The organism is Sinorhizobium saheli, assembly GCF_001651875.1.
GTDB classification, from domain to species: Bacteria; Pseudomonadota; Alphaproteobacteria; order Rhizobiales; family Rhizobiaceae; genus Sinorhizobium; species Sinorhizobium saheli.
In genome coordinates this window covers 15,129-40,677 of record NZ_LNQB01000055.1, presented here as the reverse complement: position 1 = coordinate 40,677, position 25,549 = coordinate 15,129, and the positions used below count along the sequence as shown (strand labels likewise).

The window sequence follows — 25,549 nt, the reverse complement described above, 5'->3', positions numbered from 1 at the left end:
GACGGGGAGAAGGGGTATGCCGCGCCGCCAAAATCCCCTGTCCCCATTCTGACGGGGAGAGGGCAAAGGCCTCATTCTCCCTTTGCGAGATACCCCTATCTCAGCCCGACGCTCGCATAGGCTTCGCGGATCCGCGCCTGCCCCCAGTTCGTCGGTTCGCCCGGCGGTGCCCCCGGCCGGTCGAAATCGACGCCCTGGCCGGCGGAAATCGTCCGGGTGACGCCGGCGCCCTCGACGGCGACGACGCCGCGCTCGACGAAGACGGCGAGTGCCGCCGCCCGGCTCGGGCCGCAGAAGAACTTCGTGCCGCGGACGCCGATCATGCCGAAGGCGGTGCGCACTGCGACGTCCACCTTCGGCAGGCCTTCGGGCCGGTCGAAGACCATCCGGCCCACGCCGAGTTCGAGCGTGCCGCCCTCTTCGGCGATGAAGTTGTCGATCAAAAGCTCCGTCTCGGGGCCGAGCAGGATGCGCGTCCGGCTCAAGGCGAGGTCGGCGAAGCTGTTGGTGCTGGTCGAGACATAGTCCTTGTCGAGGACGGCGGCGCCGACGGCGAGCCGCTGCTCGTCCTCGCCCTGACGGCGTCGCACATTGCCGCGGATCTTCTCAGCCTTGCCGACGACCGCGCTCGTCGCGGCGAGCGCCGAACGACTGCCGATCGCCGCCGCCATCAGGCCGCCGAGGAAGATTCGTCTGTTCACATCGAGCTGCCGCATCGGCTTCCACCGCTGCCTCATCGCAGCGCTCCCTCTTGAGGCTCTCGACCCGTCGGGCGTTCGTCCGAGGATAAACTCACGGCTCGGCGATGCAAGACGCATCTCATCCCGCAGCAGCTCGCCGGTTCCCGCGCTTTGCTGCTGTTTCCCCCGGAACAGGTGCGCATCGCGGCCCGCGATAGGATCGCCGCGCCACGAGGGAAAGCATCATGACGAACCGGATCGACTCGACCATTTTGATCGCCAAGGCGGGCATGCTTGCGGCGGCCGTGCTGCTCTCCGCCGCATCGGTTTCCGCCCGCGCCGACGATCTCAGTGCCGCCGAACAATGCGACCGGGAGGCCGGGAGCGCGTTCGATCCGGAACGCAACAGGGCCTTTCCGGCCGTCGCCGCCGAAGACATCCGCATCGGCATTGCGCTTTCGGCCTGCCGCGAGGCCTATAACCAGAATGGCGGCGCGCGCACGCAGTTCCAGCTGGCGCGCGTTCTCGACAGGGCCGGACAGACGCTCACGTCGCAAAAGATTCTCGCCGAGGCCGCCCGGAACGGCCACGCGCTCGCCATGGCCGGTTACGGCGTCCTGCTCGCCGAGCGCGGGGAGAGCGAAGCGCGCTACGCGCAGGCGCAATCCGGCATGAATGCGGCACCGGGGAGCCAGTAAGCCCGCTCCCGATCCATGCACCCAAAGATGCCGCTTGACGGACGCCTGCGGGCGCGTGAGCGTGAGACAGGAATCCAATGCGTGTCGCCCGAAAGCCTGCAGCCCTGAAGCGCGGCCGCTGAAGGCCCACGCGCTTTGATCGGGCGGCCATGACGAAACTCATCATCTTCACCGACCTGCATATGGTCCCCGAAGGCGGGACGATCATCGGGATCGACCCCTACCGGCGGCTCGCCAACGGCATCGCTCATGTCAATCGCCACCATGCCGATGCGGACCGGGTGATCTTTGCCGGCGACCTCACGCACGAGGCCGACCGCCCATCCTACGAGCGGCTCAGGGGCCTGCTTGGCGAACTGGTTCCGCCGACGGCGATCATGGTCGGCAACCATGACCGGCGCGAGGTCTTTCTCGACGTCTTTGCCGACGCGGCGACCGACGAGAACGGCTTCGTCCAGCAGGTGATCGATTTCGCCGATTGCCGCGCCATCCTGCTCGACACCCTGCATGCGCCGCCCTACGACTATCCGGTCAGCCATGCCGGCTATCTCTGCGACCGGCGCCTTTCCTGGCTCGACCGGCAACTCGCTGACGCCGGCGACCGGCCGGCCCTCATCTTCATGCATCATCCGCCGCACGTGACCGGCTTTGCCGGCATCGACATGATCCGCCTCATCAACGAAGGCGATTTCTACGAACTCGTGAAACGGCACGGCAACGTGCGGCATATCTTCGCCGGCCATGTGCACCGCACGATCAGCGGCTCCAGCCGCGGCATTCCCTTTTCGATCTTCAAGAGCCCGGTGCATCAGCAGCCGATGCCCTTCCATATTCCCGACGCTTCGCTTTCCGTCGACGAACCGGCGGCCTACGGCATTGCGCTGGTGACCGCCGACGGCGTTCTCGTCCACACCGAGGACTACGAGATCGCCAGCCGCGATGCCGCCGTCGCCTGATGCAGGCCAGCCCGGTTCGGACAATCATGGAACACGGGCCTGAAGCCATTCCGGGCCTGTCGGCTTCGTGATAGGCTCAGCCGATGACACATGCCGTTTTCGTGAACCCGGACTTCGACTGCCAGAGTTGCGGCGCCTGCTGCGCCTATTCGGCAGAGTGGCCGCGTTTCTCGTTGGAGACGGAGGAGGAGCTCGACAGCATACCGGCGGACTACGTCGCCGCCGACCTCGGCGGCATGCGTTGCGAGAACGATCGCTGCGCTGCGCTCGAGGGCACGCTCGGACGTGCCGTTGCCTGCAAGGTCTATGCCGTACGCCCTATCGTCTGCCGCACCTGCATGCCCGGAGACGATGAATGCCTGATGGCGCGCGCCCGCCTTTTCGGCACCGACAGATGACCTATGATCATCCGGCAGTTTCGAGCATCCTCCGTATGCTCATCGCTTTTTGCGGTTCTCCATAGGGAAACATCCTGAGATAGCGGAAATTTGCCGGATGGATGTTCGGCGACAGCAAGCGTATCTTCTGCCCACGACATCAAGGGCGCGCGAGGCGCCCGCCGGCATTTTCGTGGAGGACAGTGTCCGATGAGCCAGAGCCCGCTTCAGAAACCCGTGCCCGCGACCGAGGCCGCCCCCGCGCCGTTCGCCGATTTCGCACCGCCGATCCGGCAGCAAAGCACGCTGCGCCGGGCGATCACCGCCGCCTATCGCCGCCCGGAAACGGAATGCCTGCCGCCGCTCGTCGAGGCCGCGACGCTGCCGAAGGAAACCCGCGACAAGGCCGCCGGAACCGCCCGAAAGCTCATCGAGGCCTTGCGCGCCAAGAACGCGGGATCGGGCGTCGAGGGGCTGGTGCAGGAGTATTCGCTGTCGAGCCAGGAAGGCGTCGCGCTCATGTGCCTGGCCGAGGCGCTGCTGCGCATTCCTGACACCGCGACGCGCGATGCGCTGATCCGCGACAAGATTGCCGACGGCGACTGGAAGGCGCATCTCGGCGGCAACCGCTCGCTCTTCGTCAATGCCGCGACCTGGGGCCTCGTCGTCACCGGCAAGCTGACGTCGACGGTCAACGACCGCAGCCTGGCCGCGGCGCTGTCGCGGCTCATCGCCCGCTGCGGCGAGCCGGTGATCCGCCGCGGCGTCGACATGGCGATGCGGATGATGGGCGAGCAGTTCGTCATGGGCGAGACGATCGACGAAGCCCTGCGCCGCTCGCGGGAACTCGAAAAGAAGGGGTTCCGCTATTCCTACGACATGCTCGGCGAGGCGGCGACGACGGCGGCCGACGCCGCGCGCTACTACAAGGACTACGAGAGCGCCATCCACGCCATCGGCAAGGCTTCCGGCGGGCGCGGCATCTACGAGGGCCCCGGCATCTCGATCAAGCTTTCGGCGCTTCATCCGCGCTATTCGCGCGCCCAGGCGGCGCGCGTCATGGGCGAACTCCTGCCGAAGGTGAAGGCGCTCGCCGTTCTTGCCAGGAACTACGACATCGGCCTCAACATCGATGCCGAGGAGGCCGATCGGCTCGAACTGTCGCTCGACCTTTTGGAAGAGCTCTGCCTCGACGGCGATCTTTCCGGCTGGGACGGCATGGGCTTCGTCGTGCAGGCCTATGGCAAGCGCTGCCCCTTCGTGCTCGATTTCATCATCGATCTCGCCCGGCGCTCCGGCCGGCGCATCATGGTGCGCCTCGTCAAGGGCGCCTATTGGGACGCCGAGATCAAGCGGGCGCAGATCGACGGCCTCGAGGATTTTCCGGTCTTCACCCGCAAGATCCACACCGACGTCTCCTATGTCGCCTGCGCCCGCAAGCTGCTTTCGGCGAGCGACGTGGTCTTCCCGCAATTCGCCACCCACAACGCACAGACGCTCGCCACCATCTACCACATGGCCGGCAAGGACTTTCGGGTCGGCAAATACGAGTTCCAGTGCCTGCACGGCATGGGCGAGCCGCTCTACGAGGAGGTCGTCGGCGCCGGCAAGCTCGACCGGCCCTGCCGCATCTATGCGCCGGTCGGCACGCATGAGACGCTGCTCGCCTATCTCGTCCGCCGCCTGCTCGAAAACGGCGCCAACTCCTCCTTCGTCCATCGCATCAACGACCCGAAGGTTTTGGTCGACGAACTCACCGCCGATCCGGTCGAAATCGTCCGGGCGATGCCGGTCGCCGGCGCGAGGCACGACAGGATCGCATTGCCGGGCGAGCTCTTCGGCGCGTCTCGCAGCAATTCGGCCGGCCTCGATCTTTCCAACGAGGCGACGCTCGCTTCGCTGACGGAAGCGCTGAAGGCGAGCGCCGCGAAGGCCTGGACGGCCGAGCCGCGGCTTGCAACCGGGCCGGCCGCCGGCGAAACGCGGCCGGTCCTCAACCCTGGCGACCATCGCGACGTCGTCGGCTCCGTCACCGAGACCTCGGACGAGGACGCAAGGCGCGCCGCCCGGCTTGCCGCCGAAGCCGCAGCAGGCTGGGCCGCCACCGCGCCGGCCGAACGCGCCGCCTGTCTCGAGCGGGCGGCCGACCTGATGCAGGCGCAGATGCAGACGCTGCTCGGATTGATCATGCGCGAAGCCGGCAAGTCGGTGCTGAACGCCATTGCCGAGGTGCGCGAGGCGATCGACTTCCTGCGCTACTATGCCGAACAGACGCGCCGCACGCTTGGGCCCGCCCACCGGCCGCTCGGCCCGATCGTCTGCATCAGCCCGTGGAACTTCCCGCTGGCGATCTTCACCGGGCAGATCGCGGCCGCGCTCGTCGCCGGCAACCCGGTGCTGGCGAAGCCGGCGGAAGAGACGCCGCTGGTCGCGGCCGAAGGCGTGCGCCTCCTGCACGAGGCCGGCGTTCCGGCCGGCGCGCTGCAGCTTCTCCCCGGCGACGGTCGCGTCGGCGCGGCGCTGGTGGCGGCGCCGGAGATCGCCGGCGTGATGTTCACCGGCTCCACCGAGGTCGCGCGGCTCATCCAGGCGCAGCTTGCCGACCGGCTCTCGCCCGCCGGCCGGCCGATCCCGCTGATCGCCGAGACCGGCGGCCAGAACGCCATGGTGGTCGATTCCTCCGCGCTTGCCGAACAGGTGGTCGGCGACGTCATCACCTCCGCCTTCGACAGCGCCGGCCAGCGCTGCTCGGCGCTGCGCGTGCTCTGCCTGCAGGAGGATGTGGCCGATCGCATCCTGACCATGCTCAAAGGGGCGCTGCACGAGTTGCAGATCGGCCGCACCGATCGCCTCTCGGTCGACGTCGGTCCGGTCATCACGGCCGAGGCCAAGGACATCATCGAAAAGCACATCGAGACGATGTGCGGGCTCGGCCGGAAGGTGGAGCAGATCGGCCTTGCCGCCGAGACGGGACAGGGCACCTTCGTGCCGCCGACGATCATCGAACTCACCAGGCTCTCCGATCTGAAGCGCGAGGTCTTCGGGCCGGTGTTGCATGTCATCCGCTATCGCCGCGACGATCTCGACCGGCTGATCGAGGACATCAACGCCACCGGCTACGGGCTGACCTTCGGCCTGCACACACGCCTAGACGAAACGATCGCCCATGTGACGAGCCGCATCAAGGCCGGCAACCTCTATGTCAACCGCAACATCATCGGCGCGGTGGTAGGCGTGCAGCCCTTCGGCGGCCGCGGCCTTTCCGGCACCGGTCCCAAGGCCGGCGGCCCGCTCTATCTCGGCCGGCTGGTGACGACGGCGCCGGTACCGCCGCAGCACAGCTCGGTGCACACCGACCCGGCCCTCCTCGACTTCGCCAAGTGGCTCGACGGCAAGGGCGCCCGGGCGGACGCCGAAGCCGCCCGCAATGCCGGCAGCAGTTCGGCGCTCGGGCTGGAACTGGAACTCCCCGGCCCGGTCGGCGAACGCAATCTCTATGCGCTGCATCCGCGCGGACGCATCCTCCTCGTGCCGGCGACCGAGTCCGGGCTCTACCACCAGCTCGGCGCGGCGCTTGCGACCGGCAACGGCGTCGTCGTCGACGCAGCCTCGGGCCTGCAGGCCTCGCTCAAGGGCCTGCCCCAGAGCGTGGCGCTCCGCGTCTCCTGGTCGAAGGACTGGGCGGCCGACGGCCCGTTTGCCGGCGCGCTCGTCGAGGGCGACGCCGACCGCATCCGCGAGCTCAACAAGGCGATCGCGGCACTGCCCGGCCCCTTGCTGCTCGTCCAGGCCGCCTTGGGCGAGGAACTCGCCCGAAACCCGGACGCCTATTGCCTGAACTGGCTGGTGGAGGAAGTCTCGACCTCCATCAACACGGCAGCAGCCGGCGGCAATGCCAGCCTGATGGCGATCGGCTGATCGCGACGTCGGCGCTCCGGATGTGCCCCTCACCCTAGCCCTCTCTCCCCGCGCGCGGACGCGCGCGGGGAGAGAGGGACGTCCCCAGCGCTGACGGCATCGCTCGCAGCAAATTTGCGAGGGGCGAGGCAACGCCGCGAGCCCCTTCTCCCCGTCAGAACGGGGAGAAGGTGCCGGCAGGCGGATGAGGGGCGGCCCCTGATGACCTGCGTACCTCTGGCGCCCCCTTCCCCAATCCGCTATCACCCTCCAAACCCGGAAGAAGCGCATGTTCACCCTTCAGCGCATCGAGACCTCGGCACAGGAAATCAAGAAGAGCCGCTTCCTGGCGATCGCCGGCCCGATCGAGGACGAGCAGTCGGCCAAGGCATTTCTTGCCGCGCATTCCGACGCCGGCGCCAACCACAATTGCTGGGCCTGGCGCATCGGCCAGGCCTACCGCTTCAGCGACGACGGCGAGCCGAGCGGCACCGCCGGCAAGCCGATCCTCGCGGCGATCGACGGCCAGTCGCTCGACCGGGTGGCGGTCGTCGTCACGCGCTGGTTCGGCGGCATCCTGCTCGGCAGCGGCGGGCTGGTGCGGGCCTATGGGGGCACCGCCGCGCTCTGCCTCAGGGCAGCGGCGAAGACCGAGCTTGTCGACAGGCAGCGCGCAACGATCGCCTGCGACTTCGCCGACCTGGCGCTGATCAAGGCGCGGCTGACGGCGCGTCAGGTCACGATCGCCGGCGAGACCTTCACGGAAAACGGAGCGCTGCTCACGATCGAGATGCGGCGGGACGCGGCGCAGGAGACGCTTGCGCTCGTGACCGACCTCACGCGCGGCAAGGCGATCGTCTCGCTCGACGAATGTGCGCCGGTCGACGCGCGACGATCGCCGCGCTTTACGACCGCCTCATCAAGGTTCATGTTCATCGGCGGTGGTAGGCTCTTCCAACTCCGCAAGGAAGGCGAGATGAGCGACGGCTTCGACCTCGAGCGCTTCGTTGAGGCGCAGGAAGGCACCTATGCGACGGCGCTCGCCGAACTTCGCGCCGGCGCCAAGCGGACCCATTGGATGTGGTTCATCTTTCCGCAGATCGCCGGCCTCGGCCATTCGCCGACGGCGCAATATTACGCGCTGTCGGGCCTCGACGAGGCGCGGGCCTATCTGAGGCACGCGCTGCTCGGCCGGCGCATCGTCGAATGCACGGAAGCCGTCAATGCCGTCGAAGGGCGCAGCGCCCTCGAAATCTTCGGCCGGCCGGACGACCTGAAGTTCCGCTCATCGATGACCCTGTTCGAAGCGGCCGCCCCGACGATCGGCGCCTTCGCGAGAGCGCTCGACCACTATTTCGACGGCGTTCGCGACCCGAGGACGCTCGAGATTTTCGGCCGCAACTGAATTCCGACGCGCCTTCAAAGAGAGGAGGCCGGCGCCTGGGAAGAGCAAGCAGCAGCACATCGTTGACTCCGCACGTTATCAGAGGAGAATAATCGTCTTCCGCGCCACCACTTAAGAAGGGGTGTCCACGATGACGATGGCCAAGAAACTTCAGGATTACCTCGACGGCGAAGGCATCAGCTACGACACCGTCGCTCACCATCGGACCGCAACGACCAGCCAATCGGCGCAGGCAGCGCACGTGCCGGGCAACAGGCTCGCCAAATCCGTGGTCGTCCACCACGAAATGGGCTACGTGCTTGCCGTCGTTCCGAGCACGCATCGCGTCGAGCTCTCCACGCTTCAGGACGTCATGCACAGGCGGCTCGGGCTTGCCTCGGAGGAGGAGGTCAGCACGCTCTTTGCCGATTGTGAAACGGGAGCGGTGCCGCCGATCGGCTCGGCCTACGATGTTCCCGTCATCCTCGACGAGAGCCTCGACAAGGCGAGCGACGTCTATTTCGAGGCCGGCGACCATAGGACGCTGGTGCACATGAGCGGCGACAACTTCCGCAACCTGACGAAGGATGCGCAAATCGCCCGCTTCAGCCATCCGTCATAGGCGGGTGAGCCAGCACGTCGGGCCATTCACTGGCGACGCGGAACGGAGGCAGTTCCGCGCGCCGTAGCGGCGCGCGGCCGCAGTGGGGCACTCTGTCCGTCGTGGGAGGAGGAAAGATCGTCGTTCGTGATGCTCTCGAGACGAGCAGGTTCGCGCCAGAATTGGCCTTCGCGATCGGTTGACGAATCGACATCGGACCGCCATTCTTCCCGTGGCGTGGCCTACGCCTAACCCCCGCAAGACCTTCCCCAGCATGGTCTTTATCGGAGGCAAAGGGACTTCCGTCTCAGGTCGCTGTCTTGGGTCCAATCGTTTCGGCCGGGTTGCTGGGGAACTGCGTCCGGGACGTGAAAGGCCTGACAATGACGCAAAACGGAAATCTCAAACGCCGTGTACGTGCTCGCGCAGCCAAGACCGGCGAATCTTACACCGCAGCTCTCCAACACATCCGCCGCCGAGGGGACGATTCCGCGATCCGGTCAATTCGGTTGGCTGTAGCGCAATCATCACTGTTCAACGATCCACGCGACACTGCGGCGCTTCACGCCTGCGGCGCAGAAATGCGCAGCCTCATGGAGGAGGCTCATAAGGCCGGAGCTCGCCTTATACATTTCCCGGAGGGAGCGACGTGCTCTCCCAACAAGCGGGTTATGTCTGAGAGTGGCCCCAGAGAAATCGCCCCTTCTGATTGGGCGAGATTTGAATGGGCGGTTCTACGTGAGGAACTGGACGCGACCAGCAAGCTCGCGAAGGAGCTCAAGCTATGGACGGTGTTCGGCTCGGTTCATCAGCTCACTCCGCCACATCGCCCGCACAATAGCCTGTATGTCCTTTCTGATCGTGGGGCGCTGGTGACCCGCTACGACGAGCGGATGCTATCGAACACGAAAATCTCCTTCATGTATTCGCCAGGAAAAGTCCCGGTGACGTTTGACGTCGATGGTGTGCGCTTTGGCTGCGCCCTCGGTATGGAAGCGCACTTTCCGGAAATTTTCACCGAGTATGAACGGCATGAAGCGGATTGCGTCCTGTTCTCAACCACAGGCGAGACGCCTTCCGCCGCACCAGCTTTCGAAGCAGAGGTATTGGGGCACGCTGCAAGCAATGCATTTTGGGTCAGCTATGCCGCCCACGCGCCACAGAGCATCGCCGCCCCTGCGGGGGTGGCAGCGCCCGCCGGTCACTGGGCGGCACGATGTGCGGCAGATGGTGCGCCCGCTGTTGCTGTAGCGGACATCACCATCGATCGGGAGAATCCCGCGCGACCGTGGCGGCGAAAGGCCCGTGCCGATCTTTACGGCCCTCTTCAGGTGAACGGCGATCCGAGGAGCGACAGCCGCAACCTGTTTTGATGATCACCTGTGGTCAGGGGGCAAGACGCCCCGCCGGCCTTCCGATGACCGCTTTGGGCCCGCAGTCTGTCATAGGGGCTGCCTTTTTTTCGAGGCGACCACGGAGGCTATTCAGCGCCGCGCAACGATGTTCGGCGATTCTTTCGGAGCGCGGGGGACATGCATCAAGAGACCGGTCGATGATGACCAGCGGGGCAAAATTTGGTGGCAATCGACTGAAAGGAAAAATGGCGCACCCGAAGAGATTCGAACTCCTGACCCCCAGATTCGTAGTCTGGTGCTCTATCCAGCTGAGCTACGGGTGCTTGCCTTGGAAGCGGTGACCACCGCTTGCGTGGCGATCCTCTAAAGCGTCCTTTTGGGGATTGCAAGCGCCTTTCGGCAAAAAAATTCATTTTTGCAGTGACGTTTGCGGGGACATCGGATCGGTGCCGGCGTGCCCGGGCGGAAAATCAGGAGCGGCCCTTGGCGCGGAAGGCATCGAGCCGTACCGGCCGGTCCGGCAGTTCGATGCGGAAGAGCGTGCCGGGGGTCGGTTTTTCCACCAGCGCGATGGTGCCGCCATGGGCGAGCACCAGTTCGCGGGCGATGGCGAGGCCGAGGCCGGTGCCGCCGGAGCGCGCCGAGCCGCGGAAGGCGGCGAAGAGGTTTTCGCGCGCCTTGGGCGGCAGGCCGGGACCGGTATCGTCGATGGAGATCGTCACCACGCTTCCCGTCCGCACCGCCGAAACGGAGACCCGCCGCGAGCGGCCATCCTCCGGCTCGTGGTTCGTCAGCGCCTCGACCGCGTTGCGGCAGATGTTGTGGACGACGCGGAAGAGCTGCTCGCTATCGGCATCGACCACCACGTCGTCGCGGATCTGGACGTCGAAATCGATGCCGCTCTGGCGATCGACCGCGAGCAGTTCGGCGACGTCCTCGACGAGAGGCTTCAGCGCCACGAAACGGCGATGCGGCTCGGCCTCGGCGGTGCGCCCGTAGGAAAGCACCTCATGGGTGTAGCCGACCGCGCGGTCGATGGTCCTGAGCAAGGTCGGTGCGAAGCGCTTGACCACGGGATCGTCGACGTCGGCGAGCCGGTCGGAAATGAGCTGTGCGGAGGAGAGGATGTTGCGCATGTCGTGGTTGATCTTCGACACGGCAAGGCCGAGCTCGGCGAGGCTTCTCTGCTGCTTCAAGGTCTTCTGCAGCTCGCGCTGCATGCTGGCGAGATGCTGGCCGGCGACCGCCAGCTCGTCCTCACCTTGCGGCGGCACGAGCACGCGCTCGGGGCTCGACGGTTCGTCGGAAAATTCCTGCATGCTCTTGGTCAGCCGCCTGATCGGGACGATCAGCATGCGGTTGATGGCCAGGAAGATCAGCGTCGCTGTGATCAGCGAGATGACGATCGACAGCAGGAAGACGTTACGGGAATAGACGAGCATGGCGGTGCGCAGCTTCCCGTCCTTCATCACCAGCTCGATCGTCGCGTCGCCCTCGCCGAGCGGCCCGTAGACGCGGACGATCCGGTGGCCGCCGAAGATCAGCGTGTCGAAGGCGTCGCGGATGGCCCCGAGCGCCGTGAAATTGGCGATGTCGTATTCGCCGTCGATCGCCGGGGGCATGTCGACGCTGGCGATCATCCGCGACGCGTCCTTGCGGCGGATGACGATCGCCTTGGTGCCGGTCGCCATCAGGGTCTCGCGCTGGACGGCGCGCGGAAGCTCGACGTTCTGCAGGCCGTCGACGACGACGGCCGCGGCGGCGACCGTGTTCAGCCGGTCCTGCAGCCAGCGGATGCGCATGTTGGCGACCGAGGGCACGAAGATCAGCACCTCCGCCAGCATGACAAAGGCGATCGTCAGCAACAAGAGCTTGCCCGACAGCCCGCGCAGGAAGCCGGGTGCCGCTCGGGCTGTCGCACTCGGGTGGGCCGGACGCGCGTCTTCTGTCATTCTCTTCAACATTCCCTGCCGTCAGCCGAAACCGCGCAGCATCCGGATCGCAAGCCGGACGAAGCGGTTTCGTGCCATCGGCGAATAATAGGAGATCGCCGCCTGTTTTCCAATCTCGCCGAGGGTCGGATAGGCGGGCACGAAGCCGCTGACGTGCTTCAGCGTCAACCGGTTGGCGATCGCGAACGACCAGAAACCGATCATTTCCCCTGCCCCGGCGCCGGCGATGCCGGCCCCGACGATCCGCCCCCGCCTGCCGACCACGACCTTGACGAGCCCGGGGCCGAGGCCGTCGGTGCGGGCGCGATCGTTGCCGGAATACGCCCAGCGGACGGTTTCCGCGGCTGCGTATTTTTCACGCGCCTGCTGCTCGGTCAGCCCGACCTCGGCCAGTTCCGGATCGGTGAAGATCACCCGCGGAACGATGTCGCGCCGCCTGCCGGCCGGCAGGCGGAACAGGATCCGCTGCACGACCAGACGCGCGTGATGGGCCGCCTCGTGGGTGAACCGCCCGCCCGCCGCATCGCCGATCGCGTAGACGCGGCGATTGCTCGTCCTCAAATCCGCTCCGACCCTGATGCCCCTGGCATCGTGGCGAATGCCGGCGGCGTCGAGATCAAGCGCGAGGTGGTTGGGCGCGCGGCCGGCGGCGATGAGCAGATCGCTTGCATCGAGCCGGAAAGGGCCGCCGTCCCTTTCGCAGAGAAGCCGGACGCCGTTTTCCGTCCGCTCGACCGAGCGGATCGTCGTGCGCTCATGAAGCACCGTGCCTTCCGCGCGCAGTCCGTCGAGCACGATCGCCGCCAGTTCCGGGTCCTGCCGCGAGAGAGCCGCGGCCTCGTCGACGACGGTCACCTGCGTGCCCAGGCGGCGATAGGCGGCGGCCATCTCTAGCCCGACGGCTCCGGCGCCGATGACGGCGAGATGGCCGGGCAGGCGTTTCAGCTCGAAAAGCGTCTCGTTGGTGAGAAACGACACCTCGCCGAGCCCCTGGATAGGGGGAATGGCGGGGGACGAGCCGGTCGCGATGACGAAGCGCCGGGCGCGGATGAGGCGGTCGCCAGCGGAGACCGTCCGCTCATCGACGAAGCGGGCGGTGGCCTCGATCACCTCGACGCCGAGGCTCGTGAAGCGCTCGACCGAATCATGCGGCGCAATCCCGTCGACGACGGAGCGGATGCGTGCCTGCAGCCGCTCGTAGTCGACGACCGGCTCCCCCGCCGCAATACCGAATTCCGCCGCCTTGCGGATTGCCTCGGCGTGCTTCGCCGCCGCGATCAGCGCCTTCGACGGCACGCAGCCGTAGTTCAGGCAATCGCCCCCCATCCGCCCGCGTTCGATGAGGACGACGGGCACGCCGAAGGCGGCCGCGCCCGCCGCCACCGACAGCCCGGCAGCGCCGCCGCCGATCACGCAGATATCGGGAGTGAGTATCTTCGTCACGCGGCCCGCGCCCTCCCCGGCCCATCACGTCGCTTTGCGGCGCGACTGTATTAGCCTCAAGGCCAAAGGCAACGCCGCGATGAGCGCAAGGGCGATGAGCGCCAGCGAAACGTTCCAGGTCGCGAAGTCGGCCAGCGACAGTTCGCGGCCGCTCGCCCCGGCACGGACGATCACCTCGTCGAGGCCGTCGCCGAGCCAGGCATAGGCGAGAGCGCCCGGCACGATGCCGATCAGGGTGGCGGCGGCGTAGGTGCGCAGCTTCACGTCGAAGAAGGCCGGCGCGATATTGACCACGAAGAAGGGAAAGACCGGCGCCAGCCGCAGGATCAGGAGGTAGAGGAAGGCATTGCGCCGGAAGCCTTCGGCAAGACGTGCCGAGAAGCCGCCGGCGCGGCGCCTGAGAACATCGCTGAGGGCGCCGCGGGCGGCGAGGAAAAGCAGGCAGGAACCGACGGCCGCAGCCACGACCGCAATCGCCGCGCCGGCAAGGCAGCCGAACAGGAATCCGGCGGAGATCGTCAGCACCGACGCCGCGGGGATCGAGAAGACGACGACCGTCACGTAGACGGCGAAGAAGACGAGCGCCGAGCGGAACGGATAAGCCTCGACATGCGCGGCGAGCGCTTCGCGGTGATGGGCAAGCGCCGAAAGCGAAAGATCGTCCTGCAGGCCGAGCGCGTAGCCGACGCCCCCGCCGACGAGGAGAACGACGAACGGCACGAAACGCCAGGGGGAGCGGCGCGGCAGGGGCGCCTCGTCGTACCGGCTCGACGGCGAATTCGGAGCCGGACTTTCCTTTGCCCCGTTGCTGGCACCCTGGCTCATGCGGCTTTGCTTTCGGCGAGTTCTGTCCCTGACGTAGGAGGATTTGACGCCCGAAACCAATAACGAATGGTCGCGTCTCCAAACGACAGCGTGACCGGGTGGGCGTGGCAAGTCACGTTGCCGTGAAAGGGTGGAAGGCTCATTGCCGTCGCAGAAGGAAAATGCGTCTCGCGGCGGCCAACCGATCGCCGCGAGATCATTCGCGATGAGCCAGGGCTCAGAATTCCTGCCAGTCGTCCCGGGCCGGCGCGGCCGAGCCGCCGAAGGCGCGCGCCACGCTGCCCAGCATGCGCCGCGCCGGCGAGGCGACGGGGCGGCTCGTCTCGGTGGCCGGCGCGACGGTGCGCGCCGTTTCGCGATCGACCTTGAAGTAGGAGATAAGGCTCGCGAGACCGTCGGCCTCGGCGGAGAGCTTGTGCGTCGCGGCGTTCGCCTCCTCCACCATCGCGGCGTTGCGCTGGGTCACCTGGTCCATCTGGTTGACGGCGGCGCTGACCTCGCCAAGACCGGTCGACTGCTCGCGCGCGGCGGTCGCGATCGAATGGATGTGGTCGTTGATCTTCAGGACCCGCGTCTCGATTTCGCCGAGCGCCGCTCCCGTCGCCTGGACGAGCTTGACGCCGGTCGCCACTTCGTCGCCGGACTTCGAGATCAGCGCCTTGATGTCCTTGGCGGCGCTGGCGGCGCGTTGGGCCAGTTCGCGCACTTCCTGCGCGACGACCGCGAAGCCCTTGCCGGCGTCCCCGGCGCGCGCCGCCTCGACGCCGGCATTGAGCGCCAGGAGGTTCGTCTGGAAGGCGATCTCGTCGATGACGTTGGTGATCTGGCCGATCTCGCTCGAGGCCTGTTCGATGCGGCCCATGGCGTCGATGGCGTTGCGGACGACGGAGGCGGACTCGGCGGCACTGCCCTTCGCCTCGGTGACCATCACCGTCGCTTCCTGCGCCCGCTCGGTCGAGCTCCTGACCGCGGCCGTGATCTCGTCGAGGGCGGCCGAGGTTTCCTCCAGCGATGCGGCCTGCTGCTCCGTGCGCTTCGACAGGTCGTCGGCGGCCGTCCTGAGTTCCGACGCGTTGCCGTTGATCGAATCGGTCGCGAGGCGGATATCGCGCAGCGTGTTCTGCAAGGTCGAAAGCGTCTCGTTGACATTCGTCTGCAGCTCGGCGAAGGCGCCGTGGAACTGGCCGTTCATGCTTTGCGTCAGGTCGCCGGCGGCAAGGCTTGCGATGACGCGGCGCGTCTCGGCGATGCCGCTGTCGACGCTGCCGACCAGCTCGTTCACGCTCGCGGCGAAGCGGTTGAGGTCTTCATTGTCATAGTCCTTGCCGATGCGCCTGGTGAAATCGCCGGCGGCAGCGGCCGCCACGACCATGGCGATGCTCGACTGCAGATCGGCGCTCTTTTCGCGCAGCGCCGCCTCCTGGGCATTGAGCTCGCGCACCGCAAGCCCGTTCTCCTTGAAGATTTCGACGGCCGCCGCCATGTCGCCGATCTCGTCCCTGCGGCCGGCGAAAGGCACGTCGACCGAAAGATCGCCGCCGGCAAGCTGCTTCATCCGGCAGGTCAGGTCGACGATCGGACGGCTGAGCTGGTTGGTGCCGATGTAGAAAGCCGCGCCGATGCCGGTCGTCATGCCGATGCCGGCAATGCCGAGAAGAATGAGGACGACCGAGCGTTCGAAGGCGGCGATTTCGGCGGTAATCACCTCGAGCGATTGAATATCCGCGTCGACGACCACGTCGATTTCGGCCTGGAAGGCCTTGCGGTTTGCGCGGTTCGCCTCGTTGTTGCCTTGCTCGTTAGCGGCCTGCGGCGACACCTCGCGACCGAGACGCGCCGTTTCCGTGCGGAACATCTTGAACTCTTCCGCGCGGCGCGCCACCGCGTCGAAGGAGGACAGCCTGTCTGCCGGCACCAGCGGACGCCAGTCCTTCAGGAGCGCCTCGATCTTGGCAAGGTTCTTGTCGATGCCCTCGGCGAAGGGCGTGGCCTTTTCGATCGTCGCAGCCGCGTAGATGCCGCGCGATTCCATGACGACCGCGGTGACGAGGCGGTTGAGCCGCTCGCCCTTGAATGCCCGTTCGGACGCATTCTGGAACTGGTCGAGCTTGTCGTTGTACCTGGACACGATGAGCAACGACATGCCGGTAATGGCGATCGCCAGCACGCTCATGATGCCGACGATCAGGTATATCTTCCCACGAATTCGCATTTCCTGTCCCCCTCCCCGCACTCGCCCAGGACGAGCAAAATACTGCGTCCCACACGCAATCAAGAAAATGCTAAAATATGCGTGGTTAACAAAATGCTCATCGGTCCCACTCGATTTTTAGGATGCCCCTGGCTGGGGCGGTGTCCCGGCCACTGAAGCGCTGCGAGCTCCGGCGCCTCGTGAAGCAGTAGAGCGGGAATTGACTTTGCCGGGCTTTTATCCCTATAAGCCGCGCACGTCCGGTCGCACCGCCCGAAGGCGGAGCCATGTCCGGTCGCGTAAACGCTCTTGCATCACGCAAACTCAAGAAGGGCCGCACACCGCGGTATTTAAATAAATGAAGCGTACCTACCAACCGTCCAAGCTTGTTCGCAAGCGCCGTCACGGCTTCCGTGCACGCATGTCCACCAAGGGTGGCCGCAAGGTTCTCGCAGCCCGCCGGGCTCGTGGCCGCAAGCGTCTTTCGGCCTGAGCCGAGCCTGCCCGAAACATATGTCCGGGCACATGACGTCAGATAAAGACAAGACGACTGTCGGGCGGCTGAAAAGCCGTCCGCAGTTTTTGACGGTCAGAGCTGGAGAAAGCCGCAAAGGGCCGCTATTTCTCCTCGAAGTGCTCGACCGGAACGATCCGGAAGGCGAGCCGCGGGTCGGCTTCACCGTCACCAAGAAACACGGCAATGCCGTCGAGCGAAACCGGATGCGCCGACGCCTCAAAGAAGCCGTGCGGCTTTCCGCCGGGTTTGCAATGAAACCCGGACACGACTATGTGATTGTCGCCCGGCGCGATCTCCTGAATGCTTCCTTTGACGCATTGACTCGGGCGCTCCGGGATCGCATCGAAAACAAGCCGAAACAGAAGCGGCCGCCGGCCGGTTCCAGGAAACACTGATGGAAAACAACCGCAATTATTTCGTGGCGATCGCGCTCTCCGTGCTGATCCTCGTCGCCTGGCAGTTCTTCTATGTCAATCCGAAGATGGAGAAGGACCGCGTTGCCGCGGAAAAAGCCCAGCAGACGCAGCAGGTCCAGCAGCAGCCGGCCACCCAGCCGACGGCACCGGGACAGACGCTGCCGGGCAGCGGCGCGATCCCGGGCGGCGAAAGCCGCGACCAGGCGATCGCCAAGTCGGCGCGCGTCGCGATCGACACGCCGGCGCTTTCCGGCTCCATCAACCTGACCGGCGCGCGCTTCGACGACCTGAAGCTCAAGGGCTACCACGAGACCGTCGACCCGAAGAGCCCGGTCATCACCCTTTTGAGCCCGGCGGACACCGTCGACGGCTATTTCACCGAAATCGGCTATATCGGCTCCGATGCGACCGGAGCGGTACCGGGGCCGCAGACCGTGTGGACGCTTGCGGGCAGCGACAAGCTCACTCCCTCCACGCCGGTGACGCTGACCTATACCAACGATAAGGGTACCACCTTCACCCGGACGATCTCGGTTGACGACCGCTACATGTTCCAGGTCGTCGACAGCATCAAGAACGCAACCTCCGCACCGATTTCGCTCTCTTCCTACGGCCGCGTCACCCGCTTCAACAAGCCGACGACGCCGAGCATCTACGTCCTGCACGAAGGCTTCATCGGCGTTGCCGGCGATAACGGCCTGCAGGAATACGGATACTCCAAGATCGAGGACGATAAATCCGTCGAGCCCGGCAAGGCGACCGGCGGCTGGCTCGGCATCACCGACAAATACTGGGCGACCGCGATCGTTCCGCCGCAGGCCACGCCCTTCGACACCCGTTTCTCGCACTTCACCGACGGTCGCGCCCGCTACCAGAGCGACTACAAGGGCGATGCGATCACCATCGCCCCCGGCCAGACCTCGGAAGTTAAGAACCTCGTTTTCGCCGGCGCCAAGGAAGTTCCGGTCGTCGACAACTACGAAGTCGCCTATGCGATTCCCAACTTCGACAAGCTGATCGACTGGGGCTGGTTCTATTTCATCACCAAACCGATGTTCAAGATGATGGATTTCTTCTTCCGTCTCTTCGGCAATTTCGGCGTCGCGATCCTGATCACCACGATCGTCGTCAAGCTCCTCTTCTTCCCGCTCGCCAACCGGCAGTATGCGTCGATGGCGAACATGAAGAAGGTGCAGCCGAAGATGGAGGAATTGAAGAAGAAGTTCGGCGACGACCGCATGGGCCTGCAGCAGGCGATGATGCAGCTCTACAAGGACGAGAAGATCAACCCGCTGGCCGGCTGCTGGCCGATCCTCATCCAGATCCCGGTGTTCTTCGCTCTCTACAAGGTGATCTACATCACCATCGAGATGCGCCATGCCCCGTTCTTCGGCTGGATCAAGGATCTCTCCGCACCCGATCCGACGACGATCGTCAACCTCTTCGGCCTGCTTCCCTTCGATGCGCCGGCCTTCCTGCATCTCGGCGTCTGGCCGATCATCATGGGCATCACCATGTTCCTGCAGATGCGCATGAACCCGACGCCGCCGGATCCGACCCAGGCGATGCTGTTCACCTGGATGCCGGTGGTCTTCACCTTCATGCTGGCCTCGTTCCCGGCCGGTCTCGTGATCTACTGGGCCTGGAACAACACGCTGTCGATCCTCCAGCAGGGGATCATCATGAAGCGCCAGGGCGTGAAGATCGAACTCTTCGACAATCTGAAGGGTCTGTTCACGAAGAAACCCAAGCCGGCGGAATAGCCGGCGGACACAGCCTCTGCGAAGCCCTGGACCTCATGCCCGGGGCTTTTTCGTTTCAGCGCCTTCGCGCGACATTCAGTGGCGTTGATGCCGCCGCGCAGCGCAGGCATCACCCGTTATTGATTTCACTGCGCGGTATCGGATGCGATTCGGCGGCGACCTCCCCCCTTTCCAGCGCAGCCGCAGATGCTTCGGACAATTGTCATGACGGAACCGTCGGCCACCTCAGCCTCCTTCGGCGCCAACGAAAAATTCGGCGCCCTGCTCGTCTTCGGCTCGGCCTTCTTCTGGAGCTTCGGCGGAGCCATCGCGCGCTTCCTGCATATTTCCGATAGCTGGACGATCGTCTTCTGGCGCTGCCTGTTCGCCGGTCTCTTCCTGCTGGCGTTCATGCTCGTTCGCGACGGACCGCGCGGCACCGTGTCGCTCGCCAGGGGCATGGGTTGGCCGGGCATTGCCGTCGGGCTCTGCTTCACCACCGCCTCGACCTCCTTCATCATCGCCATTTCCTACACGACGATCGCCAATGTCGTTCTGCTCGGGGCCGGCGTGCCCCTGTTCGCCGCGCTGATGAGCTGGGTCCTGTTTCGTGAACGGGTTTCGCGGTTCACCTGGGGTGCGATCACCGCCGTGATCTTCGGTGTGGCGATCATGGTGTCGGAGAGCCTGAACGGCGCGGTCTCGCCGGTCGGCGATGCGCTTGCGCTGCTCATCCCGGTCGTCTTCGCTTTCGCGACCGTGATCACCCGCCGCTACCCGCATGTGCGGATGACTCCGGCGACCTGCTTCGGCTGCTTCGCCGCCAGCGCCATTGCCGCAAGCCAATCGTCCGACCTTTCGGTGACGCCGGGCGAACTCGCCCTGCTCTTCGCCTTCGGCGCCTTCAATCTCGGGCTTGGCATGGCGCTCTTCGTCACCGGCGCCCGGCTGGTACCGTCGGCGCTTGCCGCACTGCTCGGCACGGCCGAAACCGTCCTCGCCCCCGTCTGGGTTGCGATCATTCACGGCGAGGTGCCGAGCGGCCGCACGATCGTCGGCGGCGCCTTCATCTTCCTGGCGCTGCTTGCCTATCTCTTCAATGAGTTCCGGGGCAAGCGGAACGGCCCCGGGCGGGCAGTTCGGACGCCGACACCTTGACATCCGTTGCCAAAACCGGGAAGCCATGGGCTTTCTCGACAATGGACCGACTGGCGATGGCCGAAACCACCACAAAAGACGACAAGCCGCTGTTCGGCCGCCCGTGGATCTTCATCCGCAGCGTTCCGGCGATGAAGTTCCTGCCGCCCGAGGGGCCGGCGGAGATCGCCTTTGCCGGCCGCTCGAATGTCGGCAAGTCGTCGCTGATCAACGCGCTCGTCGGGCAGAAGGGCCTGGCGCGCACCTCCAACACGCCGGGCCGCACGCAGGAGCTAAACTACTTCGTGCCGGACGGCTATTCCGGCGAGGCGGGCGACCTGCCGCCGATGGCGCTCGTCGACATGCCCGGCTACGGCTACGCCCAGGCGCCGAAGGAACAGGTCGACGCCTGGACGAAGCTCGTCTTCGACTACCTGCGCGGCCGGTCGACGCTGAAGCGCGTCTATGTGCTGATCGATGCCCGCCACGGCATCAAGAAGAACGACGAGGAGGTGCTGGCGCTCCTCGACAAGGCGGCGGTCTCCTACCAGATCGTGCTCACCAAGACCGACAAGATCAAGGCGGCCGGCGTGCCGGGGCTGGTCGACGCGACGCTGGAGAAGATCAGGAAGCGCCCCGCGGCCTTCCCGGAGGTGCTGTCGACCTCGTCCGAAAAGGGCGCTGGCATCGAGGAGTTGCGAGCGGCGATCGGGCTCGCGGTCGCGCGCTGAAGGGCTTTCCCGCCCCTTGATGCGGTGATTGCCCCGAACACGCAAAGTCTTTCGAGCCTCTCCCTACCCCGAAACGCCGGCCGCTCTATCTCCGGCTGGCGGCGACCAAGTTTCGTCGGCCAGGATCAAAGGAGAGAAAGATGTCCGACTTGATTGTGGTGGGATTCGATTCACCGGAAGATGCCGACAAGGTTCTCCTGAAGCTCAGCAGCCTGAAAAAGGAATATCTGATCGATCTGGAAGACGCCGTCGTCGTCGTGCGGGACGCCGAGGGCAAGGTGCATCTGAAGCAGAGCCTCAATCTGACCGCCGTCGGTGCGGCATCGGGCCTGTTTTCGGGCTCGCTCTGGGGCGGTCTCGTGGGCCTGCTCTTCCTGAACCCGCTCGCAGGCTTCGCCATCGGCGGCGCGATCGGCGCCGGCGCCGGAGCCCTCTCCGGCTCGCTCACCGATTACGGCATCGACGACGACTTCATCAAATCGCTCGGCAACACCATCCCGAACAATTCCTCGGCACTCTTCATCCTGGTACGCAAGGTGCAGCCGGAGAAGGTGCTGGCCGAACTCGGGGGTTTTCGCGGCCGCGTGCTGAAGACATCGCTGTCCCCGGAGCAGGAGCAGAGGCTGCAAGCCGCCATCACCGACGCGCAGACGCCCTCGCCCCAGGCCGGGACGTTCTGACCGGTCCGCGAGGTTGCCCATTACAAACAAACAGGTCGAGCGATGGCGCGAACGTATGTGAGTGCATCGCGCTCTAGCGATAGCGTGTGGTGCCGCGGGCGACGATGGCGCCAGTCGGCGCGCCCGTCGGCGAACCGCCCAGCGGCTCGACGCTGACCAGAAGTGTCGAGCCGGCGGTGAATTTGGCCCGCAAGGCAGGGGGAAGCAGCACTTCGCCCTCGCCGGAGCGTGGCAGCACGCCGAGGGAGATGGCAGCGCCGTCGCCCCGCATCAGCCAGAGCTCCAGGGATTTCTGCTCCTTTTGGCCGGCAACCGGAGTCAGCCTCAGGCGCCCGGAGCCCGCATGGAACTCTGCGACGAGGCCGATGTCGCTGCCCTGTCCCTCCAGTTCCGCCACCAGCGGCGCGCCGCCCGACCCGCCGCCGAACAGGCCGGCCAGCGACATGGCCAGCACGGCAACGGCCGCGAGCGACGCAATGGCGAGACTTCGCCACCACGAAAGCGAGTTCCAGAGGCCGCCGGATTGGCTGACCCTCGCCGGCGCCTGGAGGCGGGCCCCCTCGGCCGCCGCGAGAACGCGGGCCGGCCGCGTGGCGAGCTCGTAGGCCTGGTCGAAGGTGGCGAGATTGTTCTGCCAGCGCAGCACCATGGCGGCAAAATCGCGATCGGTCGCCATGCGAGCCTCGACCTTGCGGCGGTCTTCAGCCGAGAGAACCCCAAGCACGTACTCCCCCGCGATCACTTCGTCGCGGCGGGAATCCCCGCTCTCGGGCTTCTGTCTCGTCATCGCTCCATGCACTCTCTCGTCTTCGGGAGACCTCGCCGCGGGCCGCATTCACATTGGTCAGGCGAGCAGGATCAGCCATATCATAAATCGCGTCAATCGCCTTGGCGATGGGTTTTCGCAACGAGCGGGGATGGTGCTGATCGTCAAAGCTGCCGCGGGACGCTCGACCTGCCGCGCCTGCCAATACGGGTCCTATGTTGCGCTCCGATCATTCCATCTGCCGGAAACTTGCGCTAAACAGCAGCCGATATTCTTCGAGGGTCCGCCATGTCCGCATCTGAAAGTGAAATCCAGGCACGCTTGCTTGCCCAGGCCCTGCCCTATATGCAGCGCTACGAGAACAAGACGATCGTCGTCAAATATGGCGGCCATGCAATGGGCAATCCGGAACTCGGGCGTGCCTTTGCGAGCGACATCGCGCTTCTGAAGCAATCCGGCGTCAATCCGATCGTCGTGCATGGCGGCGGCCCGCAGATCGGCGCCATGCTCAACAAGATGGGCATCGAATCGAAATTCGAAGGCGGCCTTCGCGTCACCGACGAGAAGACCGTCGAGATCGTCGAGATGGTGCTCGCCGGCTCGATCAACAAGGAGATCGTCGCCCTCATCAACCAGACCGGCGAATGGGCGATCGGCCTTTGCGGCAAGGACGGCAACATGGTCTTCGCGGAAAAGGCGAAGAAGACCGTTCGCGACCCGGATTCCAATATTGAGCGCGTGCTCGACCTCGGGTTCGTCGGTGAAGTCGTCGAGGTGGACCGCACGCTCATCGACCTGCTCGCCCGCTCCGAGATGATCCCGGTGATCGCGCCGGTGGCGCCCGGACGCGACGGCCACACCTACAACATCAACGCCGACACCTTCGCCGGCGCGATCGCCGGCGCGCTCAACGCGACGCGGCTTCTGTTCCTGACCGACGTTGCCGGCGTCCTCAACAAGAAGGGCGAGCTGATCAAGGAATTGTCGGTTGCCGAGGCCCGCAACCTGATTGCCGACGGCACGATCTCCGGCGGGATGATCCCGAAGGTCGAGACCTGCATCGACGCGATCAAGGCCGGCGTCCAGGGCGTCGTCATCCTCAACGGCAAGACCGCCCACTCCGTGCTGCTCGAAATCTTCACCGAGCACGGCGCCGGCACGCTGATCGTGCCGTAAGGCGCTGCGGCGGGATTTACCCCCTCAAATTGCCCCTACCCAAGTAAATTATTGCCCCTCACCCTAACCCTCTCCCCGCATGCGGGGAGAGGGGACTGGGGAGCATGCCGCGAGCACCTTCTCCCCGGTAGACCGACGTCAGAACGGGAAGAAGGTGCCGGCAGGCGGATGAAGAGGCCGCCGAAAACCGCCTACTTTCCTGCACCTCCATACACCTTCTCCGCTTCGCCGCGCAGCCAGGCGATCATCGCCCGGTAGGGGAACGGTCCGTAGCTGACGCGGCCGACGCCGACGGCGGCAAGTGCGGCGAGATCGGGCGCTCCCGGCTTCATCATCACGTTCACCGGCAGGGGCGATGCCGCGCAGAGCCTGGCGATCAGGCCGACGTCGGCGAGCCCCGGCGCGAAGAAGCCGCTGCCACCCGCCTCGGCATAGGCGGCGGCGCGGGCGATCGCCTCGTCCACGAGGCCGGCATGCTTCGCCGCATCGCCTTCCTGCAGGAACAGGTCGGTACGGGCGTTGATGAACAGGGGAATGCCCTGGCGCTCCGCCATCTCGCGGATCGCCCGGATGCGCGCCGATTGCTTGTCGATCGCATGGACGCCGCCCTTGCCGACGACCTGGTCCTCGAAATTGATGCCGATCGCGCCCGCATCGATGATCTCGGCCACGTTGGCGGCACCCTTTGCCGGATCCTCCGAATAGGCGCCCTCGAAATCCACCGAGAGCGGGAGGTCTGTCGCGGCGACGATCTCGCGGACGACTTCGATCAGCACCGCCAGCGGCAGCTTCTGCCCGTCGGCGAAACCATGCGCGGCCGCCACCGACCAGCTGCCGGTCGCAAGCGCCCTGGCACCTGCCTCGGCGACTGAGCGGGCGCTGCCCGCATCCCATATGTTGTAAAGAACGATCGGATCGCCCTTGCGGTGCAGCGCCGTAAAGGCGAGCGCCCTCTCCTCCTGGTTCATCGCATCTCCTCCCAAAAACGAAGCGTGATCGATTCGGAATTGTAATCGGCTGGGCCAGGAAGCGCGCGCGGAATCGGCGCGCATCCGCCGAAATCCAAGCGCCCGTTTTTGGAAGCCGCCTCATGGCTCTTCAGATGACGAGCAGCATGACGACGCCGAGCACGATCAGCAGGCAGCCGACGAGCTCGAGCCGGTTGATCCATTCGCGGAAGATGAAGAAGGACGAGGCGAAGGTGAAGAGCATCTCGACCTGGGCGACCACCTTGACGATCGCCGCCTGCTGCAGCGTCATCGCCGAGAACCAGCCGAAGGAGGCCGAGGCGCCGACGAAGCCCACGAGCAAGGCCGGTTTCCATGCGACGCCGATGCGTTTCAGTTCCTCCGGTTCCCGCGCGACGATCCAGGCGAGCATCACGAGGGTCTGGAGCAGGATGACGAAGCCGAGGGTGAAGCCCGCCTGCATCAGGTAGTCCGGCGCCGGCAGGCTCGCCGTGAGCGCCAGCGAGGCGGAACGGTAGGCGACCGCGGAGAGCCCGAAGAAGGTGCCGGAGAGCAGGCCGATCCCGGCCGTGCGGCTGAAGACCGACATCAGCAGCGACCTTGCCGTCAGCGTCGTGCGCGCGACCGAGATGAGCATGACGCCGACCACCGATATGGCGATTGCCACCAGCGCGCCCTCGCTCGCCTTTTCGCCGAGGAAGATCAGGCCGAAAAGTGCCGCCTGGGCGGGCTCGGTGCGCGAATAGGCGGTGCCGACCGCGAAATTGCGAAAGGAGAAGAGATGCACGAGCAGGAAGGTCGCGGCGATCTGCGCGATGCCGCCGACGATCGCCCAGCGGAAGAACGCCGCGTCCGGCACCGGCAGCGGATGGCCGGCGACACGCCACAGGATCACGAGGTAGAGCAGCGCGAAGGGCAGGCCGAAGCCGAAGCGCACGAAGGTCGCGCCGGTCGTGCCCATGACGCCCTTCAGGTGCTTCTGCATGGCGGAGCGGACATTCTGGAGGAAGGCCGCGGCAATGGTGATCAAAACCCAGGTTTGCATATCCGCCGGCTA

The 25,549-nt window shown here is 65.7% G+C and carries 22 protein-coding genes, 1 tRNA gene and 1 pseudogene; 15 read left to right on the top strand and 9 right to left on the bottom strand.

Going from position 1 to position 25,549, the window contains the following annotated elements; all coding sequences use genetic code 11:
- Nucleotides 1–95: 95 nt before the first annotated feature.
- Complete coding sequence (locus ATB98_RS04120; protein ID WP_066869436.1) at nt 96–716, bottom strand: FecR family protein; 621 nt, start codon at nt 714–716, stop codon at nt 96–98.
- Between the two features lie 209 nt (nt 717–925).
- Between ATB98_RS04120 and ATB98_RS04115 the strand changes: the two genes are divergently transcribed.
- The 8 genes and pseudogenes from ATB98_RS04115 to ATB98_RS04085 all read left to right on the top strand — a co-directional run bounded on the left by ATB98_RS04115 (nt 926) and on the right by ATB98_RS04085 (nt 9,966).
- Nucleotides 926–1,378 carry a sel1 repeat family protein gene (locus ATB98_RS04115; protein ID WP_234781862.1) on the top strand — a complete coding sequence of 151 codons (453 nt, stop codon included), beginning with the start codon at nt 926–928 and terminating at the stop codon, nt 1,376–1,378.
- 149 nt (nt 1,379–1,527) lie between these two features.
- Nucleotides 1,528–2,334 (top strand): 2', 3'cyclic nucleotide phosphodiesterase SpdA, encoded by an 807-nt coding sequence (spdA, locus tag ATB98_RS04110; RefSeq protein WP_066869433.1) that lies wholly within the window; start codon nt 1,528–1,530, stop codon nt 2,332–2,334.
- Between the two features lie 83 nt (nt 2,335–2,417).
- On the top strand, nt 2,418–2,732 hold the full coding sequence (locus ATB98_RS04105) for a YkgJ family cysteine cluster protein (protein WP_066869430.1): 315 nt from the start codon (nt 2,418–2,420) through the stop codon (nt 2,730–2,732).
- A gap of 189 nt (nt 2,733–2,921) precedes the next feature.
- Nucleotides 2,922–6,629 carry a trifunctional transcriptional regulator/proline dehydrogenase/L-glutamate gamma-semialdehyde dehydrogenase gene (gene putA, locus ATB98_RS04100; protein ID WP_066869427.1) on the top strand — a complete coding sequence of 1,236 codons (3,708 nt, stop codon included), beginning with the start codon at nt 2,922–2,924 and terminating at the stop codon, nt 6,627–6,629.
- Between the two features lie 268 nt (nt 6,630–6,897).
- Nucleotides 6,898–7,473, top strand: a pseudogene (locus ATB98_RS04095) (IMPACT family protein); the annotation flags it as partial.
- A 111-nt stretch (nt 7,474–7,584) separates the two neighbouring features.
- Nucleotides 7,585–8,013 carry a DUF1810 domain-containing protein gene (locus ATB98_RS27790; RefSeq protein WP_084435281.1) on the top strand — a complete coding sequence of 143 codons (429 nt, stop codon included), beginning with the start codon at nt 7,585–7,587 and terminating at the stop codon, nt 8,011–8,013.
- Nucleotides 8,014–8,143: 130 nt separating this feature from the next.
- Complete coding sequence (locus ATB98_RS04090) at nt 8,144–8,614, top strand: aminoacyl-tRNA deacylase (protein ID WP_066869484.1); 471 nt, start codon at nt 8,144–8,146, stop codon at nt 8,612–8,614.
- Between the two features lie 362 nt (nt 8,615–8,976).
- Nucleotides 8,977–9,966: a carbon-nitrogen hydrolase family protein gene (locus ATB98_RS04085; RefSeq protein WP_066869424.1), complete on the top strand. Its 990-nt coding sequence runs from the start codon at nt 8,977–8,979 to the stop codon at nt 9,964–9,966.
- 228 nt (nt 9,967–10,194) lie between these two features.
- Here the strand turns inward: ATB98_RS04085 and ATB98_RS04080 are convergent.
- The 5 genes from ATB98_RS04080 to ATB98_RS04060 all read right to left on the bottom strand — a co-directional run bounded on the left by ATB98_RS04080 (nt 10,195) and on the right by ATB98_RS04060 (nt 16,380).
- Nucleotides 10,195–10,271: transfer RNA gene (locus ATB98_RS04080), tRNA-Arg, on the bottom strand.
- Nucleotides 10,272–10,418: 147 nt separating this feature from the next.
- Nucleotides 10,419–11,900: a sensor histidine kinase gene (locus ATB98_RS04075; RefSeq protein ID WP_066869421.1), complete on the bottom strand. Its 1,482-nt coding sequence runs from the start codon at nt 11,898–11,900 to the stop codon at nt 10,419–10,421.
- Between the two features lie 21 nt (nt 11,901–11,921).
- A complete protein-coding gene (locus tag ATB98_RS04070; protein ID WP_066869418.1) occupies nt 11,922–13,343 on the bottom strand; it encodes a dihydrolipoyl dehydrogenase family protein in 1,422 nt (473 codons plus the stop codon).
- A 24-nt stretch (nt 13,344–13,367) separates the two neighbouring features.
- Nucleotides 13,368–14,168 (bottom strand): TVP38/TMEM64 family protein, encoded by an 801-nt coding sequence (locus ATB98_RS04065; protein ID WP_066869415.1) that lies wholly within the window; start codon nt 14,166–14,168, stop codon nt 13,368–13,370.
- Nucleotides 14,169–14,385: 217 nt separating this feature from the next.
- Complete coding sequence (locus tag ATB98_RS04060; RefSeq protein ID WP_066869412.1) at nt 14,386–16,380, bottom strand: methyl-accepting chemotaxis protein; 1,995 nt, start codon at nt 16,378–16,380, stop codon at nt 14,386–14,388.
- Nucleotides 16,381–16,717: 337 nt separating this feature from the next.
- Here ATB98_RS04060 and rpmH point away from each other — a divergent pair, with 337 nt between their 5' ends.
- The 6 genes from rpmH (at nt 16,718) to ATB98_RS04035 (ending at nt 21,582) form a co-directional block, all read left to right on the top strand.
- Complete coding sequence (gene rpmH / locus ATB98_RS27785) at nt 16,718–16,852, top strand: 50S ribosomal protein L34 (protein WP_077068067.1); 135 nt, start codon at nt 16,718–16,720, stop codon at nt 16,850–16,852.
- Nucleotides 16,853–16,872: 20 nt separating this feature from the next.
- Nucleotides 16,873–17,271, top strand: coding sequence for a ribonuclease P protein component (gene rnpA / locus ATB98_RS27780; RefSeq protein ID WP_084435279.1), 399 nt, complete (start codon nt 16,873–16,875; stop codon nt 17,269–17,271).
- Complete coding sequence (gene yidC, locus ATB98_RS04050; RefSeq protein ID WP_066869405.1) at nt 17,271–19,055, top strand: membrane protein insertase YidC; 1,785 nt, start codon at nt 17,271–17,273, stop codon at nt 19,053–19,055. The genes rnpA and yidC overlap by 1 nt, the downstream gene beginning before the upstream one ends.
- A gap of 204 nt (nt 19,056–19,259) precedes the next feature.
- The gene (locus tag ATB98_RS04045) at nt 19,260–20,192 is read left to right on the top strand and encodes a DMT family transporter (protein ID WP_066869481.1); all 933 of its coding nucleotides are present in this window, start codon (nt 19,260–19,262) and stop codon (nt 20,190–20,192) included.
- A 56-nt stretch (nt 20,193–20,248) separates the two neighbouring features.
- A complete protein-coding gene (yihA, locus tag ATB98_RS04040; RefSeq protein WP_066869478.1) occupies nt 20,249–20,902 on the top strand; it encodes a ribosome biogenesis GTP-binding protein YihA/YsxC in 654 nt (217 codons plus the stop codon).
- Nucleotides 20,903–21,042: 140 nt separating this feature from the next.
- On the top strand, nt 21,043–21,582 hold the full coding sequence (locus ATB98_RS04035; protein ID WP_066869402.1) for a DUF1269 domain-containing protein: 540 nt from the start codon (nt 21,043–21,045) through the stop codon (nt 21,580–21,582).
- A gap of 73 nt (nt 21,583–21,655) precedes the next feature.
- On the opposite strand, the gene ATB98_RS04030 is transcribed toward ATB98_RS04035, so the two are convergent.
- Nucleotides 21,656–22,369 carry an anti-sigma factor gene (locus tag ATB98_RS04030; RefSeq protein WP_066869399.1) on the bottom strand — a complete coding sequence of 238 codons (714 nt, stop codon included), beginning with the start codon at nt 22,367–22,369 and terminating at the stop codon, nt 21,656–21,658.
- Between the two features lie 267 nt (nt 22,370–22,636).
- Between ATB98_RS04030 and argB the strand changes: the two genes are divergently transcribed.
- Nucleotides 22,637–23,524, top strand: coding sequence for an acetylglutamate kinase (gene argB, locus ATB98_RS04025; protein ID WP_066869397.1), 888 nt, complete (start codon nt 22,637–22,639; stop codon nt 23,522–23,524).
- A gap of 191 nt (nt 23,525–23,715) precedes the next feature.
- On the opposite strand, the gene ATB98_RS04020 is transcribed toward argB, so the two are convergent.
- Nucleotides 23,716–24,492 (bottom strand): isocitrate lyase/PEP mutase family protein, encoded by a 777-nt coding sequence (locus tag ATB98_RS04020; RefSeq protein ID WP_066869395.1) that lies wholly within the window; start codon nt 24,490–24,492, stop codon nt 23,716–23,718.
- A gap of 130 nt (nt 24,493–24,622) precedes the next feature.
- Nucleotides 24,623–25,537, bottom strand: coding sequence for a DMT family transporter (locus ATB98_RS04015; RefSeq protein WP_066869392.1), 915 nt, complete (start codon nt 25,535–25,537; stop codon nt 24,623–24,625).
- Between the last annotated feature and the right edge of the window lie 12 nt (nt 25,538–25,549).

Excerpts from the sequence above, each read along its gene's own strand:
- ATB98_RS04020 (WP_066869395.1), bottom strand. The coding sequence starts at position 24,492 with ATGAACCAGGAGGAGAGGGCGCTCGCCTTTACGGCGCTGCACCGCAAG.
- putA (WP_066869427.1), top strand. The coding sequence starts at position 2,922 with ATGAGCCAGAGCCCGCTTCAGAAACCCGTGCCCGCGACCGAGGCCGCC.
- rpmH (WP_077068067.1), top strand. The coding sequence starts at position 16,718 with ATGAAGCGTACCTACCAACCGTCCAAGCTTGTTCGCAAGCGCCGTCAC.
- yidC (WP_066869405.1), top strand. The coding sequence starts at position 17,271 with ATGGAAAACAACCGCAATTATTTCGTGGCGATCGCGCTCTCCGTGCTG.
- ATB98_RS04090 (WP_066869484.1), top strand. The coding sequence starts at position 8,144 with ATGACGATGGCCAAGAAACTTCAGGATTACCTCGACGGCGAAGGCATC.
- ATB98_RS04105 (WP_066869430.1), top strand. The coding sequence starts at position 2,418 with ATGACACATGCCGTTTTCGTGAACCCGGACTTCGACTGCCAGAGTTGC.
- ATB98_RS04015 (WP_066869392.1), bottom strand. The coding sequence starts at position 25,537 with ATGCAAACCTGGGTTTTGATCACCATTGCCGCGGCCTTCCTCCAGAAT.
- ATB98_RS04065 (WP_066869415.1), bottom strand. The coding sequence starts at position 14,168 with ATGAGCCAGGGTGCCAGCAACGGGGCAAAGGAAAGTCCGGCTCCGAAT.
- ATB98_RS04045 (WP_066869481.1), top strand. The coding sequence starts at position 19,260 with ATGACGGAACCGTCGGCCACCTCAGCCTCCTTCGGCGCCAACGAAAAA.
- spdA (WP_066869433.1), top strand. The coding sequence starts at position 1,528 with ATGACGAAACTCATCATCTTCACCGACCTGCATATGGTCCCCGAAGGC.
- ATB98_RS27790 (WP_084435281.1), top strand. The coding sequence starts at position 7,585 with ATGAGCGACGGCTTCGACCTCGAGCGCTTCGTTGAGGCGCAGGAAGGC.
- ATB98_RS04115 (WP_234781862.1), top strand. The coding sequence starts at position 926 with ATGACGAACCGGATCGACTCGACCATTTTGATCGCCAAGGCGGGCATG.
- ATB98_RS04030 (WP_066869399.1), bottom strand. The coding sequence starts at position 22,369 with ATGACGAGACAGAAGCCCGAGAGCGGGGATTCCCGCCGCGACGAAGTG.
- ATB98_RS04060 (WP_066869412.1), bottom strand. The coding sequence starts at position 16,380 with ATGCGAATTCGTGGGAAGATATACCTGATCGTCGGCATCATGAGCGTG.
- rnpA (WP_084435279.1), top strand. The coding sequence starts at position 16,873 with ATGTCCGGGCACATGACGTCAGATAAAGACAAGACGACTGTCGGGCGG.
- argB (WP_066869397.1), top strand. The coding sequence starts at position 22,637 with ATGTCCGCATCTGAAAGTGAAATCCAGGCACGCTTGCTTGCCCAGGCC.
- yihA (WP_066869478.1), top strand. The coding sequence starts at position 20,249 with ATGGCCGAAACCACCACAAAAGACGACAAGCCGCTGTTCGGCCGCCCG.
- ATB98_RS04075 (WP_066869421.1), bottom strand. The coding sequence starts at position 11,900 with ATGACAGAAGACGCGCGTCCGGCCCACCCGAGTGCGACAGCCCGAGCG.
- ATB98_RS04035 (WP_066869402.1), top strand. The coding sequence starts at position 21,043 with ATGTCCGACTTGATTGTGGTGGGATTCGATTCACCGGAAGATGCCGAC.
- ATB98_RS04120 (WP_066869436.1), bottom strand. The coding sequence starts at position 716 with ATGCGGCAGCTCGATGTGAACAGACGAATCTTCCTCGGCGGCCTGATG.
- ATB98_RS04085 (WP_066869424.1), top strand. The coding sequence starts at position 8,977 with ATGACGCAAAACGGAAATCTCAAACGCCGTGTACGTGCTCGCGCAGCC.